At 47.4% G+C, this 15,829-nt stretch carries 13 protein-coding genes, 1 tRNA gene and 1 pseudogene; 7 read left to right on the top strand and 8 right to left on the bottom strand.

The window, feature by feature from the left end:
- Positions 1-45: 45 nt before the first annotated feature.
- Entirely contained in the window at positions 46-516 is a 471-nt protein-coding gene (locus tag QZ766_RS15005; protein WP_297203278.1) for a hypothetical protein, read from the top strand.
- Positions 517-797: 281 nt separating this feature from the next.
- Here the strand turns inward: QZ766_RS15005 and argS are convergent, their stop codons facing one another.
- The 3 genes from argS to adiA all read right to left on the bottom strand — a co-directional run bounded on the left by argS (position 798) and on the right by adiA (position 5,858).
- Complete coding sequence (argS, locus tag QZ766_RS15000) at positions 798-2,528, bottom strand: arginine--tRNA ligase (RefSeq protein ID WP_297203276.1); 1,731 nt, start codon at positions 2,526-2,528, stop codon at positions 798-800.
- 168 nt (positions 2,529-2,696) lie between these two features.
- Positions 2,697-3,161, bottom strand: coding sequence for a transcriptional regulator ArgR (argR, locus tag QZ766_RS14995; RefSeq protein ID WP_297203274.1), 465 nt, complete (start codon positions 3,159-3,161; stop codon positions 2,697-2,699).
- Between the two features lie 426 nt (positions 3,162-3,587).
- Entirely contained in the window at positions 3,588-5,858 is a 2,271-nt protein-coding gene (gene adiA / locus QZ766_RS14990; protein WP_297203271.1) for an arginine decarboxylase, read from the bottom strand.
- 572 nt (positions 5,859-6,430) lie between these two features.
- On the opposite strand from adiA, the gene potE reads away from it, so the two are divergent.
- The gene (gene potE, locus QZ766_RS14985) at positions 6,431-7,777 is read left to right on the top strand and encodes a putrescine-ornithine antiporter (protein ID WP_297203269.1); all 1,347 of its coding nucleotides are present in this window, start codon (positions 6,431-6,433) and stop codon (positions 7,775-7,777) included.
- Between the two features lie 49 nt (positions 7,778-7,826).
- On the opposite strand, the gene QZ766_RS14980 is transcribed toward potE, so the two are convergent.
- A complete protein-coding gene (locus QZ766_RS14980) occupies positions 7,827-8,282 on the bottom strand; it encodes a GNAT family N-acetyltransferase (RefSeq protein ID WP_297203267.1) in 456 nt (151 codons plus the stop codon).
- Positions 8,283-8,566: 284 nt separating this feature from the next.
- Between QZ766_RS14980 and QZ766_RS14975 the strand changes: the two genes are divergently transcribed.
- Positions 8,567-10,057, top strand: coding sequence for a PLP-dependent aminotransferase family protein (locus QZ766_RS14975; RefSeq protein ID WP_297203265.1), 1,491 nt, complete (start codon positions 8,567-8,569; stop codon positions 10,055-10,057).
- Positions 10,058-10,450: 393 nt separating this feature from the next.
- Here the strand turns inward: QZ766_RS14975 and QZ766_RS14970 are convergent, their stop codons facing one another.
- From QZ766_RS14970 to QZ766_RS23095, 3 genes are all read right to left on the bottom strand, one after another.
- Positions 10,451-11,302: a GRP family sugar transporter gene (locus tag QZ766_RS14970; protein WP_297203263.1), complete on the bottom strand. Its 852-nt coding sequence runs from the start codon at positions 11,300-11,302 to the stop codon at positions 10,451-10,453.
- Positions 11,303-11,472: 170 nt separating this feature from the next.
- Positions 11,473-12,258: a glucose-1-dehydrogenase gene (locus QZ766_RS14965; RefSeq protein ID WP_297203261.1), complete on the bottom strand. Its 786-nt coding sequence runs from the start codon at positions 12,256-12,258 to the stop codon at positions 11,473-11,475.
- Positions 12,259-12,445: 187 nt separating this feature from the next.
- Positions 12,446-12,556, bottom strand: a complete 111-nt coding sequence (locus QZ766_RS23095) for a YdgH/BhsA/McbA-like domain containing protein (RefSeq protein WP_366509426.1) — start codon at positions 12,554-12,556, stop codon at positions 12,446-12,448.
- Here QZ766_RS23095 and QZ766_RS14960 point away from each other — a divergent pair.
- The 4 genes and pseudogenes from QZ766_RS14960 to yqhD all read left to right on the top strand — a co-directional run bounded on the left by QZ766_RS14960 (position 12,509) and on the right by yqhD (position 15,380).
- Positions 12,509-13,030: a hypothetical protein gene (locus QZ766_RS14960; protein ID WP_297203259.1), complete on the top strand. Its 522-nt coding sequence runs from the start codon at positions 12,509-12,511 to the stop codon at positions 13,028-13,030. The genes QZ766_RS23095 and QZ766_RS14960 overlap by 48 nt on opposite strands.
- A 15-nt stretch (positions 13,031-13,045) precedes the next feature.
- Positions 13,046-13,627, top strand: a complete 582-nt coding sequence (locus tag QZ766_RS14955; protein WP_297203257.1) for an NAD(P)H-dependent oxidoreductase — start codon at positions 13,046-13,048, stop codon at positions 13,625-13,627.
- A 28-nt stretch (positions 13,628-13,655) separates the two neighbouring features.
- Complete coding sequence (locus QZ766_RS14950; protein ID WP_297203255.1) at positions 13,656-13,970, top strand: putative quinol monooxygenase; 315 nt, start codon at positions 13,656-13,658, stop codon at positions 13,968-13,970.
- A 246-nt stretch (positions 13,971-14,216) separates the two neighbouring features.
- Positions 14,217-15,380 (top strand): annotated as a pseudogene (gene yqhD, locus QZ766_RS14945) (alcohol dehydrogenase).
- A gap of 306 nt (positions 15,381-15,686) precedes the next feature.
- Here yqhD and QZ766_RS14940 read toward each other — a convergent pair.
- Positions 15,687-15,781: transfer RNA gene (locus tag QZ766_RS14940), tRNA-Sec, on the bottom strand.
- Between the last annotated feature and the right edge of the window lie 48 nt (positions 15,782-15,829).

Raw genomic sequence — 15,829 nt, 5'->3', positions numbered from 1 at the left:
CGCGAGGCGGTAAAATATCAACCCGCACGGACGACGAGATAAGGTATGTCAGCAAAATCGCAATTTTTGAAAAAGCTCCAGGTCAGACAATCGCCTCACGATCCGCTTCTCAGCAAGCAGCAGGCCGATATTGCCGAGTTTCGCCAGAAAATGGCGCTGCTTCAGGAGCAAATGGACGTCTGGCTTACGGATACCGGTCTTGATACGGAACAGATAAACGTCCAGGCTACCGATCTGCTGGTGGACGGCGGGACGTTTGAAATTCCCGGGATCGCGCTGCGCTACGAGCGGCGGGTGATGAAATTCCTGCCGATTTTTTTATACGGCCACGGCGTCACCGGCTGCGTGGAGATTACGCTCCATGCGGACGCAAAAATGGTCCCGCAGGGCAGGCTGTGGATGCGCGCGGGAAACGCCAGAGGCTGGACGTTCAGCCCGCAGAGCGAGCCCTCCCGCTCAGCCGCCGCCTTTGGCGAAGACGCGTTCTTTAGCCTGATTGCCGGGCTTTTGCCTTAGCATCTGCGACTGCCGCTCATTTAGTAGCTGGTCGCATCCGGAGCCACAATTCAGTGATGGCCCTTTACTACCCCGTGAACCCTCAGGCCTTCCGCTCCCTGCGGAAGGCCGCACGCCGCCAGCGGCAATATAATTCTGAATACCCCCGCGTTTGCTAAAATCTGCCCTGTTTTAGAAACAGACCTCCTGCCTTACTGCATTAATATCCCATCAAAAACGAAGAAGCGAGCGCAGAGACAGCCTCGTTTCAGGCTGCATCTCCTCGATTATCTCTCTTGCTGTTACATTCGCTCTGGTACATCAATACCCAGCATTGTCAGCCCCATTTTTAACGTTCGCGCCGTCAGTTCAGCGAGCTTTAAACGGCTGGCCGTTTGTGCAGGCTCCAGGGCATTAAGAATCGGACAGTCCGTATAAAAGCGTGAGAAAGCGCCCGCCAGATCGTACAGCCAGGCGCACATAACATGCGGCGTTCCGTCTTTTGCCACCCGGTGCAGCGTTTCTTCAAACTGTAAAAGTTTAACGGCAAGCGTATGCTCTTTATCATTGCTGATAACCACGGGCCCGCTTATACGATCGGTCGTAACTCGTCGTAAAATGGATGCAATGCGGGCAAAAGCATATTGAATATAGGGGGCGGTATTGCCTTCAAAACTGAGCATATTATCCCAGTCAAAGACATAGTCCGTGGTCCGGTTTTTAGAAAGATCGGCGTATTTCACTGCGCCAATACCAATGGCATTAGCCAGATAGCGCTGTTCCCCCGCATCCAGATGCGGCGATTTTGCACTGACTATCTGTGCTGCACGAAACACAGCCTCGTCCAGCAGATCTGATAACTTCACCGTTCCGCCTTCACGGGTTTTAAACGGTTTACCTGATTTGTCGAGCATCACGCCAAACATGTGGTGCTCAAGCGAAACCTCCGGTGGAACATATCCCGCTTTACGTACAATCGCCCAGGCCTGCATCAGGTGCTGATGCTGACGGGCATCGATGTAGTAGAGCATTCGGTCTGCATGGAGGGTTTCGTAACGGTATTTTGCGCAGGCAATATCGGTGGTGGTATACAGGTAGGCGCCGTCTTTCTTGCGGATAATGACGCCCATGGATTCACCCTCTTTGTTCTGATATTCAGGAAGGTAAACCACGACGGCACCGCGGCTTTCTTCAGCAATTCCGCGGGTAAGCAGGTCGTCAACAATACCCGGCAGCATCGGATTGTAAAGGCTTTCGCCCATAATATCCTGTGGACCAAGCGTGACATTAAGACGCTGATAGGTGCGCTGATTTTGCTCCATTGTTATGTGTACCAGCTGCTTCCACAGCGTGCGGCAGTGCGCATCACCTTGCTGCAATTTCACTACATATTCGCGAGCTTTTTTAGAAAAAGCCGGATCGGTTTCGTCCCGCCTTTTGGCCTCACGATAGAAGGCTTCCAGTCCCGAAAGCGAGCGGCTACTTTCATGCTGTTGTTCTTCCAGTAAGGCAATCAGCATGCCGAACTGCGTCCCCCAGTCGCCGATGTGGTTAGCCCGAATAACATGATGCCCGAGGAAATTAAGCGTTCGCACTACGGCATCACCGATAATCGTTGATCGCAGATGTCCCACATGCATTTCTTTCGCAACATTCGGTGATGAATAATCTACAACAATCGTTTTTGAGATAACGTTCTCAACACCGAGCCGATCATCCGCCAGAGCGACCTCCAGCATTTTAGCCAGCGCATCGTCATTCAGAAAGAGGTTGATAAAACCCGGAGCAACAACGTCAATATGGGAGACAGTGTGCTGATATGTTGGTGTTTTTCTTAGATGCTCTGCAATGCGTTCGGCAAGCGATAACGGTGATATTTTCAGCTGACTGGCTATCTGCATAATGCAGTTTATCTGATAATCGCCAAATTTTTTCACGGATGACGGGCGTACGGTTATTTCCACCTCGGGAGTGATTTTTAATTCAGCAAAGACATCGGCTAACGCATCAGTAAGCCTTTTCTTGATATCCATAGTTATCCCTCTATGAGCAATAATTAATTTTCAATTACTCGATCATACGTGCTCTAATTCAGGACAGAAACGTTGTGATTTGAGTAAAGGTGGTTACTCTCTATTGAATTTGCAAATGTATACCTTGGTTTAATCTTTAATCTCACAGTACGCCATTAAAATAAAAATTTAGGTGTGGTCGGCCTGAAGTATATTTGTCACCTTTGCTTTTAGCTCGCTAATGTCAAAGCCAGATACGGGTACAATAAATATTGTGTCATCACCCGCAATTGTACCCAATATTCCTTCAGGTTTACCGCAGGAGTCCAGTAATCTTGCTATCAGCGGAGCTGCTCCAGGGACAGTATGCGTTACTACCATTGTTTCATTCGAAATAATATCAATGACCGATTTGCATAATGGCGTATTAGTTGTAGGAATACCCATTTCAGAAGGCAGACAATATACCATTTCCATCTTGGCATTACGCGCTCTGACTGCACCAAGGCTGGCAAGCATTCTGGAAACGCGTGACTGATTGATATGCAAGAACCCCTTTTCTTTCAAATATTCAACAATTTCATTCTGCGAGCTAATATTTTCTTCCCGTAGCATGGTTTTAAAAATATTCTCCAGTTCCTGTGTCGGATGCATGATATTAATTCCTGGCTGGGATTATTAGCACTATTATCTCCTGCACTAACTACCAGTCAATGAGTAATAATTATTAATGCAACTCTTTTATGCCACCTTTTATTTACATTGGAAATTATTTTATTCACATGTTGATGTAAGTCATCATGCAAACAGATTTCATATTTATATTATACTCTTCTGGTAACTAACTGTAATATGGCTTAAAACAACAATAGCTATTTTCTCCTGATGTGCTGCTTATCATTATAATTTCTTAAGTATCATTAGTAATTATAATATCAGGCGTCACTATTTTTGATGTCGGTAAAAATAAGTATTCAGGGAGATATGCTTTTTATGCAACTATCAATAAAACTTGAAGTCAGGGCGATAGCATATCGCCCCTGATTAAGCTTGATTCAAATGCCTTAAAACCTTTCAGCGTTAGGCTTTGACACACATAACATGATAGGTACCGTTAACTTTATGTGTACCCTCCGTTTCATGTTCGAAGCCAGGAAAAGCATCGTCCCAGGCCTGTAATGCTCTCAGATAAGCAATTTGTGGACTGTTGCGATCGCCGAAGTTCTCTCCGGACATCAGCATCGGAATTCCCGGCGGATACGGAATAACCGAGTTCGCTGCGGTGCGCCCGGCAAGATCGGTAATCGACACAGATTCAACGTTATTGATAACGAGCTGCCGATTTGCGTGGCGTGGGATCATATCGATTGTTGGCAGTGTCGAATAGGCTTTGTTTAGCTGAACGCTAGGATTGTACTCGTTGAGGAACGCCAGCATTTTTTTACCCAGCTGCTGCATCGTCATGCGGCTGTATATTTCCGGCGCGCTGGCGACCAGGCCAGGCATGACTTCAGACAGTAGATCATCATTGTCGTAATGCTGCTTAAATGCGAGCAGGCTGTTCATCAGCGTCACCCATTTGCCTTTGGTGATGCCCATCGAGAACAGAAACATAATCTGGAAGTCTGTTGTGCGGGTCGGAACAATCCCCACGCTGGAAAGATAGGCTGTAACCAGTGCTGCCGGCACACCGTTTTCAGACAAAGAGCCATCTTCATTAAGACCAGGTGCCAGCAGGCTGACTTTAACCGGATCCAGCATCACCCAGTTTTCATCAAGGTTACTGAAACCATGCCATTTATCTTTTGGGTTCAGCTTCCAGCATGACTGTTGTGTGGTTAGCAGGGAAAGAGGTGCATCGACAAAATCGTATTTTTCGCCCGTCTCAGGATCGATCACAACATCCGGATTCCAGGGTTTGAAGAACCAGTCGCCATTTTTTTTAGCTTCGTGCCAGTGACGGGAAACGGCCTGACGGAACGATACTGCCTCTTCAATCACTTCCGTTGTTAAGTTAATACCCTGCTCACCGTCCATCATCGCAGCGGCAACATCGTTGGATGCCGCAATGGAATACAGTGGCGATGTTGTGGCGTGCATCATATAGGCCTGGTTGAACTGGGCTGGCTCCACATTGCCACGCCCTTCCTGGATGTGGATGTAGGATGCCTGAGAAAGGGCGTTCAGCAGTTTATGCGTAGAGTGGGTAGCAAAAATTGTTGGCTGTTTTTTACTGTGTGAGCCTTTTTCACCGCGAATCGCGTGGAAGCCTTTGTAGATGGGATTAAATCGCGAGTAGCCAAACCAGGCTTCGTCAAAATGAATTCGATCGCAGCTTTCACCCAGCAGTGCCTCAATGGCATCCCCGTTGTAAATAAGGCCGTCATAAGTACAGTTAGTCACGACGCTATACGCCGGTTTTTGATTTGGCGCGTCAACAGCAAAACGATTCTGGCTAATCGCCTTTTTAATTGATTGTGCAGTCATCTGCTCCTTAGGGATTGGCCCGATAATGCCGTATGCATTTCGTGTAGGCGTCATATAAACCGGGCGGATCCCGGTAAGCATTAATCCCTGTTCAATAGATTTATGGCTATTGCGATCGCATAGTGCAATATCGTCTTCGGTACAGCAGGCCTGCATGATTGTACGATTTGCACCTGAAGTACCAACAACCAATGAATAGGAGCGGTCGGCACCGAACACATCAGCAATATATTTTTCGCTCTCGCCAAAGGCGCCTGTATGATCGAGCATGGATCCTAGACAGGCACGCTCAATTCCCATATCGGTGCGGAAGATATTTTCGCCGTAAAAGTCATAAAACTTGCGTCCGACCGGTGTCTTACAAAAACCTATCCCACCCTGATGGCCCGGTGCAGACCATGAATACTCTTTCTCTCGGGTATAATTCATCATTGCAGCCATCAACGGCGGCATAATCATTTTTTCATAACGGGCTACCGCAGCGCGCAAACGGCCCACGATAAAGTCGGTCGTGTCATCCAGTACCAGAAATGTTTCGGTGATACGGTTCATGACTTCGGGATTCAGTTCTCCATGTTCAGCATGCGAGTTCACCATCATAAACACCGGTACTTTCGCATGATGTTTATACAGGCTGTTAAGGAAAGCGACAATCTCCGCTACTTTCGCTGGAGCCCATTCCAGCATAATGCAGTCGACGGCTGCTGTTGACATGACATAGTCTGTCGCCTGGGCGTAAGTTGGTGCAAAACGAACGTGTTCACCCGTATTTGTTAGCGAAGTAACGATCTGATCAATTGCCTCTTCCAGCGTCGGATTATTGGCGATTGAGCCGCCTACGACTAAATATTTTTTATCTGACATGGGCTACTCCTTATGTAAAGCGCAAACCTGGTGAATAACAGGTGGAGTCATTGATATAACCCTAAGATATTGGCTATATATTTGCTGATGTTATTCGGCTGCACCGTTTAATAAACCAATGAACGATAGTGAAGATAAAACAATAAAATATAATTTCCTAGCCCTAAAATATTACTAAAAGATAACTGGAGATAATTATCTGGAAAGTATTGGATAAATATCCTGAATAGACGTCAATTAATGATATTTTTATGTGAAAAAATATATAACTCAAATCCCCCAGTGGCAAATACAGATAAAAGCCTGTGTCTGGTTAATCTGGGTAATAAAAATTCATTACGTGAAAATAAACATTCGATATAAACATTTAAAAATAAATTAATAATTGACGTGAAAAAAATCATCCAATAGGATTACGAACACAACATCACTCCGGATATTTAACTGATGAATTTATATTGCTGTCGCAGGCATAATTATTAATTCTTCAGGTATTAATAGTTATCAATCACTGATGAGTTTTCATTCATTCATAGTGTGCTGATTTTCTTTTACTTAAGTGGAGTAAAAACATGGCTAGTGAATCGAAGAAAATGGGGCTAACTGGCCTGACCATACTGGTCGCAGTCAATATGATGGGCTCAGGGATAATTATGCTCCCGTCGAGCCTGGCGCAAATCGGCGCTATTTCTATTCTTTCCTGGGTTGTCACCGCGTTAGGTTCGATGTGCATAGCCTACACGTTTGCTAAGCTTGGCGCTTACTGTAAACAGGCCGGTGGGATGTCGGCTTACTCTGCAGAGGCTCACGGACCGTCTTCTTTCTTTATTGCGTCTTATACCTATTATATTTGCCTGATAATTAGTTGTGTTGCCATTGCCGTTTCTGCTGCTGGCTATCTTGCACCGTTCTTTCCGTGGATAAAAAGTTCGCCGATACACACATTTTCCACCGTTGTAGCAATCCTGGTACTGACCATGGTGGCAAACTTTAAAGGCCCCCGCTTAACCGGCCGCATCTCTGGTATTACCGTTTGGGGAATTATTATTCCGGTAGCCGGGCTCTCTGTTATCGGCTGGTTCTGGTTTAAACCGGACATTTTTATGTCTGCATGGAATCCACACCAGATGCCAACCGGCGGCGCCGTTTCCTCCGGTATCTCCCTGACTCTGTGGGCTTTTCTCGGTATCGAATCTGCAGGTGCTAACTCAGATACAGTTGAAAATCCGGAACGTAACGTGCCGCTGGCCTGCCTTTTTGGTACAGGGTTTGCCGCCATCGTATATATCGCCTCAACATCAGTGATTCAGGGAATTGTTCCTAACGCGCAGCTTGCGAACTCCGATGCACCATTCGGTCTGGTGTTCAGTATGATGTTTACGCCGGAAGTGGGGAAAGTGATCACAGCGCTGGCAGTTATTGCCTGCATAGGCTCTCTGCTTGGCTGGCAATTTACCAATGCGCAGGTTTCAAAAGCTGCGGCAGAGACCACGCTATTTCCGGCAGTTTTTAAGAAAGTCACTAAAGATGATGCCCCCATTCCGGGTATGCTGATTATGCTGGTGCTGGAACTGCTGCTAGCCAGTATGACCATTTCACCCAATTTGCTAAAACAGTTTAACCTGCTGCTCAATCTGGCGGTATTTATTAATATGGTACCTTATGTCCTGGCAATGACAGGACTCCAGGTGCTGCTGCGTAAAAATCATGTCACACAGGCGCAGTATATTTTGGGTTCGGTACTGGGAACCATTGCCGTAGTCTATAGTATTTATGGTGTATATGCCTGCGGTGAAGTGGCGGTATACGGCGGATCAATTATTACGCTCTTTGGTTATATATTTTACGGCTACCTCGCTGGTCGAGAAACTGAGTTCCAGATGACACACCCTGGAAAGAAACACTTTGACACGCATTAATCATGTGCTGCATCCAGCCAGCGTATCGCACGCTGGCTTTATTACAATATTACATCGGCATCTGATATTTAATCATGCCCGTTTTCTTTGCCACCCAGTCATACAGCCGCTGCGCGCGATGATTTTCTTCATGCGTATGCCAGTAAAGGCGGCTGGCATTTTTTTTGCTGGCCTCTCCTTTAACATATTCAATGAGCTGCTTGCCAACGTGCTGACCCCGGGTATTTTCACAGACATAGAGATCTTCCAGATAACAATAGTTATTTTCAGCCCATGTCGACCGGTGGAAAGTGTAATGGACTAATCCGATGAGTATTCCATTACTTTTTGCGACGGCACAGAACATAGGCTCAGCCTGATTAAAAAAGCGCTGCCACGTCATTTCAGTTACGGCGTCAGGAATTTCTACGTTATAAAATTCCTGATATTTCAACCAAAGAGAATGCCACTCGTCATAATCTTTTTCTTGAACAGGCGCAATTGTCACACTATTTCCATTCATCATTCTCACCTTAATAATTAAATACGATTTTGAGATAGTTATACTGTTTAGCCCGAATGCAACTGTTGCTGCCGTCAGGGTTTAAAAATGAAATTTTAGCGAGTGCTACAGGGGACGGCTAAAATCAGCGGCCCGTTCACCCGTGGGCTAACCTCAAAAATAGGATAAGGGCTAAATGGTGCGTTTAGCCCCGCCAATTTTAGGTATGAGAGCAGACCAATCCTTTCTCAGCGTTTCGCCTCAGATGTTTTAGACTGGGTGACAATAGGATCAAAGGAGCAAGGTCGATGCTTAAGCATGCACAGCTTGAAACGGTAAAAGCCTCAATGATCGATCCTGCCAATGGCGCGATGTCGCTGCATGAAAGGATCCAGAGGGCAATCAGGACGCTGATTCTGGACGGCGGCCTGCCGAATGGTAAGGCCCTGCCGGCCTCGCGGGCGCTGGCAAAATCACTCAACGTCTCACGTGACACCATTGAAGCAGCCTATACCCGCCTGCACGCAGAAGGTTTTATCGACAGGCATACTGGCCGGGGGAGTTTCGTATCTGCAAACACGCGGTTTCCTAAAGCTCATTCACGACAGCGGCACTTAGATAACCAGCTGTGTGAACCCGGGCTTAGCACCCGCGGGCAGATTATTTATAAAAGCGGAGGCAGTCGCGAGTTTATGTTACCCCGGCCGCTGGCACCGGGGATCCCCGAAACACGCATGTTTCCCCTTCAAATCTGGGAGCGCCTTCAAAGACAAGTATTGAAAGAGTATAAGCACCGCGCGCTCGAACAAAGCCCGCCTCAGGGTATGGCGCCGTTAAGACAGGCAATCGCAGAGTACCTGAATCTTGAGCGGGGGGCACATGCTACCGCAGAGCGTATCTTGATTCTGACGAGTTCTCAGCAGGCCATGGCACTGTGTTCGCATGTGCTCATGGACTGGGGGGATGGCATTGTCATCGAAGAGCCAACCTACCTGGGAGCCCGCAAGGCGTTTAATGCTGCCGGACTTAACTGCATCCCGGTTCCTCTCGATAGTCGAGGTATTTGCGTTGACTCTCTTAATGCGCTGAAAGCCCCGGTAAAGGCGATATATATTACGCCTTCGCATCAGTACCCAACCGGCGTCACCCTGTCTCTTGAGCGGCGGCTGGACGTCATTAACTGGGCTAATCATCACCATACCTGGATCATTGAGGATGATTATGACAGTGAGTTCCACTATGAAGGCAGGCCTATGGCCTGTGTACAGGGACTGGATAACAGCGGCCGCACGCTCTATATCGGTACGTTCACGAAATCTCTTTTTCCGGGACTGCGTATTGCCTACATGCTGCTGCCGGATAAGCTTGTTGCGCCTTTTACCGCGGCAAGATCCCTGATGGACGGGCATACCGCGTCAATCACGCAGCTGACGCTGGCAAAATTTCTGGAAGGGGGGCACTTTGGATCCTATGTCAGAATGATGAGAGGTGTTTATGCCGAGCGTCGCGACATACTGGCGAGGCTATTGCGTCAGTATCTCTCCGATTTTGTGGTCGGTGTAACCCCTGTTGGTGGATTGCAGATGCCTTGCCACCTCAGGCCCGGCATTTCAGAGAACGTCATCGCTGATGCCGCCCGCCGCGCCGGCATTGATATGCTGGAGCTTACCCGATTGTATATGGACCACCCCGCGTTTTCCGGATTCCTGATGGGATTTGCTGCTTATACAGAGCAGGAAATTGAAAGGGCGGTGATGGCCCTGGCGTCTATTTTTCGCCAGGCTGGCTCTTCTGCGTGATGCCAGAGGAGCGGCTAATGACAGGCGAGTGGCGAAAGAGTGCCCGATACAATTGTTCTACAAGTGGTGATGCCAATACAGGCAGGGGAATTAATCGCTGCCTTACAGCCTGAAAGGGGGGAGATCCGTATAAGGTAGGTTTTAAGCAAGCGAGCCTGTAGCTGACGGTTCAGTTAAGATTACTGCCAGTAGTTGTACCGGGAAATATCGAAAAAATGAATGAAATACTGCATATGCCGATGCGGTCAGTCCAGCCAGGGCGTAGTCGAGGGCATTCCACCGGGCGGTAAAAAAAGCCGCAACGCGATACGTTACGGCTACTTTCAAAAGATTAACGGTTTAAGCATTACGCTTAATAACAGGACCCCAAAGCGCGGCAGAGACCGGTAGAAATTAAATCAAGCCAATGATTACCCCACCCGTCATGACAAACAGTAGTCCGGCGGCAACGTACATCATTTCGCTACGGGTTTTACACTCGCCAAGGATCCAGATACTGGCCAGCGTTGCTATCACGACGTTCATTTGCGAGAGCGTAAAGCCGGTAGCAACTCCGTTGACCTGCGCCGAAATGAGATAGCTGAACGCTGCCAGAGCAAACACCACGCCGGAAACCAGGTTACGCAGCACGAATTTGTTGAACAGATCCTGCTGACGGTTGAGGAGCCCCATAACAAGTGATGCGCTGAACATCCCGATAGCCTGCGGCATAAATGCCTGCCAGCCATCCATGTTATAAAAGCGCGGAAATGCCGAAAAGCCAAGGTAGCCGATGGTTGAAATCAGTAGGGTAATCAGCCCTTTTTTCATGTTTACCGACGAGCCGCTTTTGTTCTGTTGCCAGGTAGTCAGCGCGATACCGATAATGATGATGATAATGGCCAGCAGCCCCAGCAGACGAGTCGTCAGCGCCGGCCATTCGCCGAAAACGACCACTCCCATCAGCGAAGTCGATGCTAACTGCAGACCGGTAGAGATCGGCATGGCGCGCGACACGCCAATTTCAGTGAACGCTTTATATTGGTTCACCTGGCCAAATGCCCAAAAAGCACCAGAAATAAAACTAAAAATAAATACACCGGCTGTAATTTGCGGATGGGTAAACAAATATAAAATAACTGAAACGAGGAGCGTACCCAGGGTGGTGCCGAGAATTTGCTGATTAGGCTTTCCCCCTGCGCGAGTGACGATGACAGGAAGAATGCCCCAAAATAAGGCCGGCGCTAAAGCAATTAAAATATTCATTGTATACCTTTGAACTTATTCTATAGGTGCTATTATCTTAGGGAGTTTTGCTCTGATTATTAAAATGCTAAATTTGTCGCTATTTTCTTTTCAAGAAAAATTAAATAATACGCGCAGAAAAAAGAAAAATGCCATAAGGGGAGACTATCTCCCCTTACCGCAGTACATTATCAACCGTTACCATTCATAAAGGCGGGGTAGAGGGTCATCCCACCATCCACGAACAGCGTAATGCCCGTGACATAAGAGGACTGTTCGGATGCCAGCCAGGCTGCTGCATTAGAGACGACGTCAGGTTCCCCGGCATAGCCCATCGGAATAATTTTTTCCAGAGCAGCCTTCTTCTCGGGATCGTTCATTTTCTCTTTATTGATTGGCGTATTGATCGCCCCCGGACCAATGGCATTCACGCGAATACCCAGAGGGGCATACTCCAGAGCCAGTGTCTGATTCAGGAGTTTAATCCCGCCTTTGCTCGCGGCGTAGTGCGCAAAAGTAGGCCACGGGATCTGCTCGTGAACTGACGAGAGGTTAATAATGTTGCCTTTAATACCGTTATCCACGAAGTATTTGAGAGCCGCACGTGCACCGAGAAAATAGCCGGTCAAATTCACATCGATAATGCGCTGCCAGTTATCCAGCGTCATTTCATGAGATGGCGCGGGCACCTCCATGCCGGCATTATTAACCATGATATCCAGCTGGCCAAAATGTGTGATTGCCGCATCCAGTAATAACTGTGCGCTCTCTTCACGGGACATGTCACCCTGTACCGCTACGGCTTTGCTGCCGGCAGCAATAATATTGGCGACCACGCGATCCGCGCCGTCTTTATCACTATTGTAGTTAACGACAACATTTACGCCTTCGCGGCCAAAACGTTCGGCAATTTCTGCGCCGATGCCTTTAGATGCGCCGGTAACAATAGCCACTTTACCTGTAAGATCTGTATACATAATAAAATCCTTAGCGTGGTTATTCAGAATACTCTGAACATGACTCACAATATGTTATTAAAGCTGATCATAAGAAATAACACAGCCTTTCAATAAGTTTACTTTATATTTGAACAGTCTGTGGAAAATTTAAATTCCATATAATAAAGTGCTTGATATAAATAAAGCACTACCTGGTTACTGCCCTTTATTTGAAAATAATAGCTGTGCCGGCTGTTCGGTTACCCATTCGAGCCGACGTTATTACATAATGGCTACCACCCATCTTATCCATTTTGGCGTGCACCGCCTGTTCCATTTCATCGAGCGTGCTGCCGCAGGCAGACACGGTGCCGAAGCGAGAGCCTTCAGTAGAGTGAGCCAGCGCGCCGGTAGCAGGGGCCAGAACCAGAAGGGCCGTCAGGAAAGTCGTACGTACGGTAAATATGTTCATCATCGTGTCTCAGGATATGGTGATAGCGCCGGGTTGCTCGCGCCGCTTAGTAAGTGGAGCGCATTATGCGGTAAGCTCTCTTTTCCAAAAACAGGAAAATTAATAATAAACCTTTGCATTTTTAGCAATAGTGAAGCTGTGCCTGCCGGTTTGCCGATCGTGAAGTCGGTTGGACTGAAAATGCAGTCTCTGCAGTTCAATGACGCTATCTCAACATGCCAGGTCGTCGATAGACGATGCAAGCCATCGTCTATTATTGCTAAATATGCAAAGGTTAATCCTATTTATGGTTCTTTATTGAAAGTATCTGCGTATTACAATGCATCCACTTTCCCGTAAATGTGGACGATGAATATGAGCAACATACTGATTATTAACGGTGCAAAAAAATTTGGTCACTCAAACGGTCAGCTGAATGACACGATGACCGATGCGGCAGACGTTTTTCTACGCGAAGCAGGGCACAATGTCATAGTGACCCGCGCCGACGGTGACTACAACATCGAAACGGAAGTTGAAAACTTCCTGTGGGCCGACACCGTGATCTGGCAGATGCCGGGCTGGTGGATGGGCGCACCGTGGACTGTAAAAAAATACATGGACGACGTTTTCACCAAAGGTCACGGTACGTTGTATGCCAGCGACGGCCGTACCCGCTCTGATGCCAGCAAAAAGTACGGCTCAGGTGGCCTGATTCAGGGCAAAACTTACATGCTATCCCTGACCTGGAATGCGCCGATGGAAGCCTTTACCGATGAAGAGCAATTCTTCCACGGCGTGGGCGTCGACGGGGTATATCTACCATTCCATAAGGCGAATCAGTTCCTGGGCATGGCCGCACTGCCAACCTATATTGCCAATGATGTAATTAAAATGCCCGATGTACCACGCGACATTGCCGCCTACCGCGCGCACCTGAAAGCCATTTTTGCCTGATCGCGACGTGTTAAAAAGAGAGGTTAACGTGCTGACAATTGTCGCAGAAGTTTGTACTTATCCCGGCCAGCATCACCGTGACGCAGTACTGGCGCTGTTCAAAGAAGTTACTCCGGCCGTTCTGGCTGAACCGGGTTGTTTTGGCTACGCGTCAATGATCGATAGCCCTACCGGTGCCGATTTTCAGTCAGTAAATGCAAATAGCGTAATAATGATTGAACAGTGGCAGGATATCGCCGCGCTGCAAGCGCATAGGGCAGCGCCCCACATGATGACCTTCCATCAGCAGGCTAAGAAACATATTACCGATATAAAAGTACGTATTTTAGAAAGCGTATTGTAATTCCGCGTAGACAAGGGTGTTATTACTTTCAGCAAGCGTTGCCTTGTGATGGATATGATAGTCCGGGCCGATATATACACTCTTTTCTGAGACAGGCAGCGCCATACTTATACTGTCCGTATTTGTAACGAGGATCAATCACATCAGAATGATCCAAAGTATTGGTATTAATTATACCAAATCAATTTTTTTGAAAAATGAATTCTGGGTAACGCCCGATAAACATTTATAATCAGGATATGAACGATGAATAATTTTAACCTCTATACCCCAACCCGTATTTTGTTTGGTAAAGGTGCCGTTAATGAATTACGTCAACAAATTCCAGCGGGTGCCCGAATTTTATTGACCTATGGCGGCGGCAGTGTAAAAAAAACCGGTGTTTTGGATCAGGTCTTAGCGCAGCTTAAAGATTTTTATGTTGTTGAGTTTGGTGGGATTGAATCTAACCCAGCCTATGAAACGGCGATGAAAGCCGTTGAAGTAGTTAAAGAACAGGATATTAATTTTTTGCTTGCCGTAGGTGGTGGTTCCGTCGTTGATGCAACCAAATTTATCGCTGCTGCTGCGCGTTATGATGAGGGTGTAGATCCTTGGGAGATTTTAGAAACCTTTGGTGACAATATTAAAGAGGCATTGCCGCTGGGAACCGTGATGACCCTGCCGGCCACCGGTTCGGAAAGTAACCCTGCAGCGGTAATCTCCCGCAAGACCACCGGCGATAAACGGTAATTTGAATCTGACCTCGTACGTCCACAATTCTCGGTTCTGGATCCGGAATATACGTATACGCTGCCCGTACGTCAGGTTGCAAACGGTGTTGTGGATGCCTTCATTCATACGCTTGAACAATATCTAACTTATCCGGTTGATGCCAGGATTCAGGATCGTTTCGCTGAAGGTATTTTACTGACCCTGATTGAAGATGGACCGCGTGCCCTTGTAGAACCAGAAAACTATGATGTTCGTGCAAACATTATGTGGGCCGCAACCATGGCATTAAACGGTTTAATTGGCGCTGGTGTTCCACAGGACTGGACAAGCCATCAGATGGGACATGAATTAACAGCCATGCATGGGATCGATCATGCACGGACTTTAGCCATTATTATGCCCGCAGTAATGAACGAAAAGCGTGATGTCAAAAGTGCTAAAATACTTCAAATGGGTGAGCGGGTTTGGAATATTACAGAAGGCTCAATTGATGAACGTATTGATGCAACTATTCAGGCAACCCGTGCATTCTTTGAGCAAATGGGGCTGGCAACTCATCTCAGTGATTATCAGCTGGATGGAAGTTCTATTCCAGCACTGATTGCCAAGCTGGAACAACATGGTGCAACGGCAATAGGTGAGCATAAAGATATTACGCTTGATGTCAGCCGTCGAATTTACGAGTCAGCACGTTAATATAAATTAGCTAATCATATATCCACTATTAGATAAGTGCCGGAGCGTGCTCCGGCATTTATCAGTGTCGAGCCAGGACACTAACCCGGTTGAGATCCTTCGATCTCCTTGAATTTAACTTTATGTCATTAGTGATTTTTATCATTTTGGGGGGCTGTTATTTCGGGCTGAAAATAGCACCCCCATATGCACCCCCAAAAGTACTTGATGCCGGTTACATTCGGGCGACATTGGTGGAGTCGTGATTTTTTTTAATCAGTTAAAACAAAGATTTTTCGAATTCAATAGAGCCAGGGAGAAGTGAAATGGCGGAAAGTCACAGGAGTCGAACCTGCCCGGGACCGCTGGCGGCCCCAACTGGATTTGAAGTCCAGCCGCCTCACCGGAGACGACGACCTTCCGCGCCTGCATTGCTACATGGAGGCGGGGCGCATTATAGCTACTTTCAG

This window comes from uncultured Pluralibacter sp. (genome assembly GCF_913775985.1).
Lineage (GTDB): Bacteria > Pseudomonadota > Gammaproteobacteria > Enterobacterales > Enterobacteriaceae > Pluralibacter.
The sequence above is the reverse complement of the archived record's forward strand: the minus strand, read 5'-3'. Positions and strand labels throughout refer to the sequence as shown.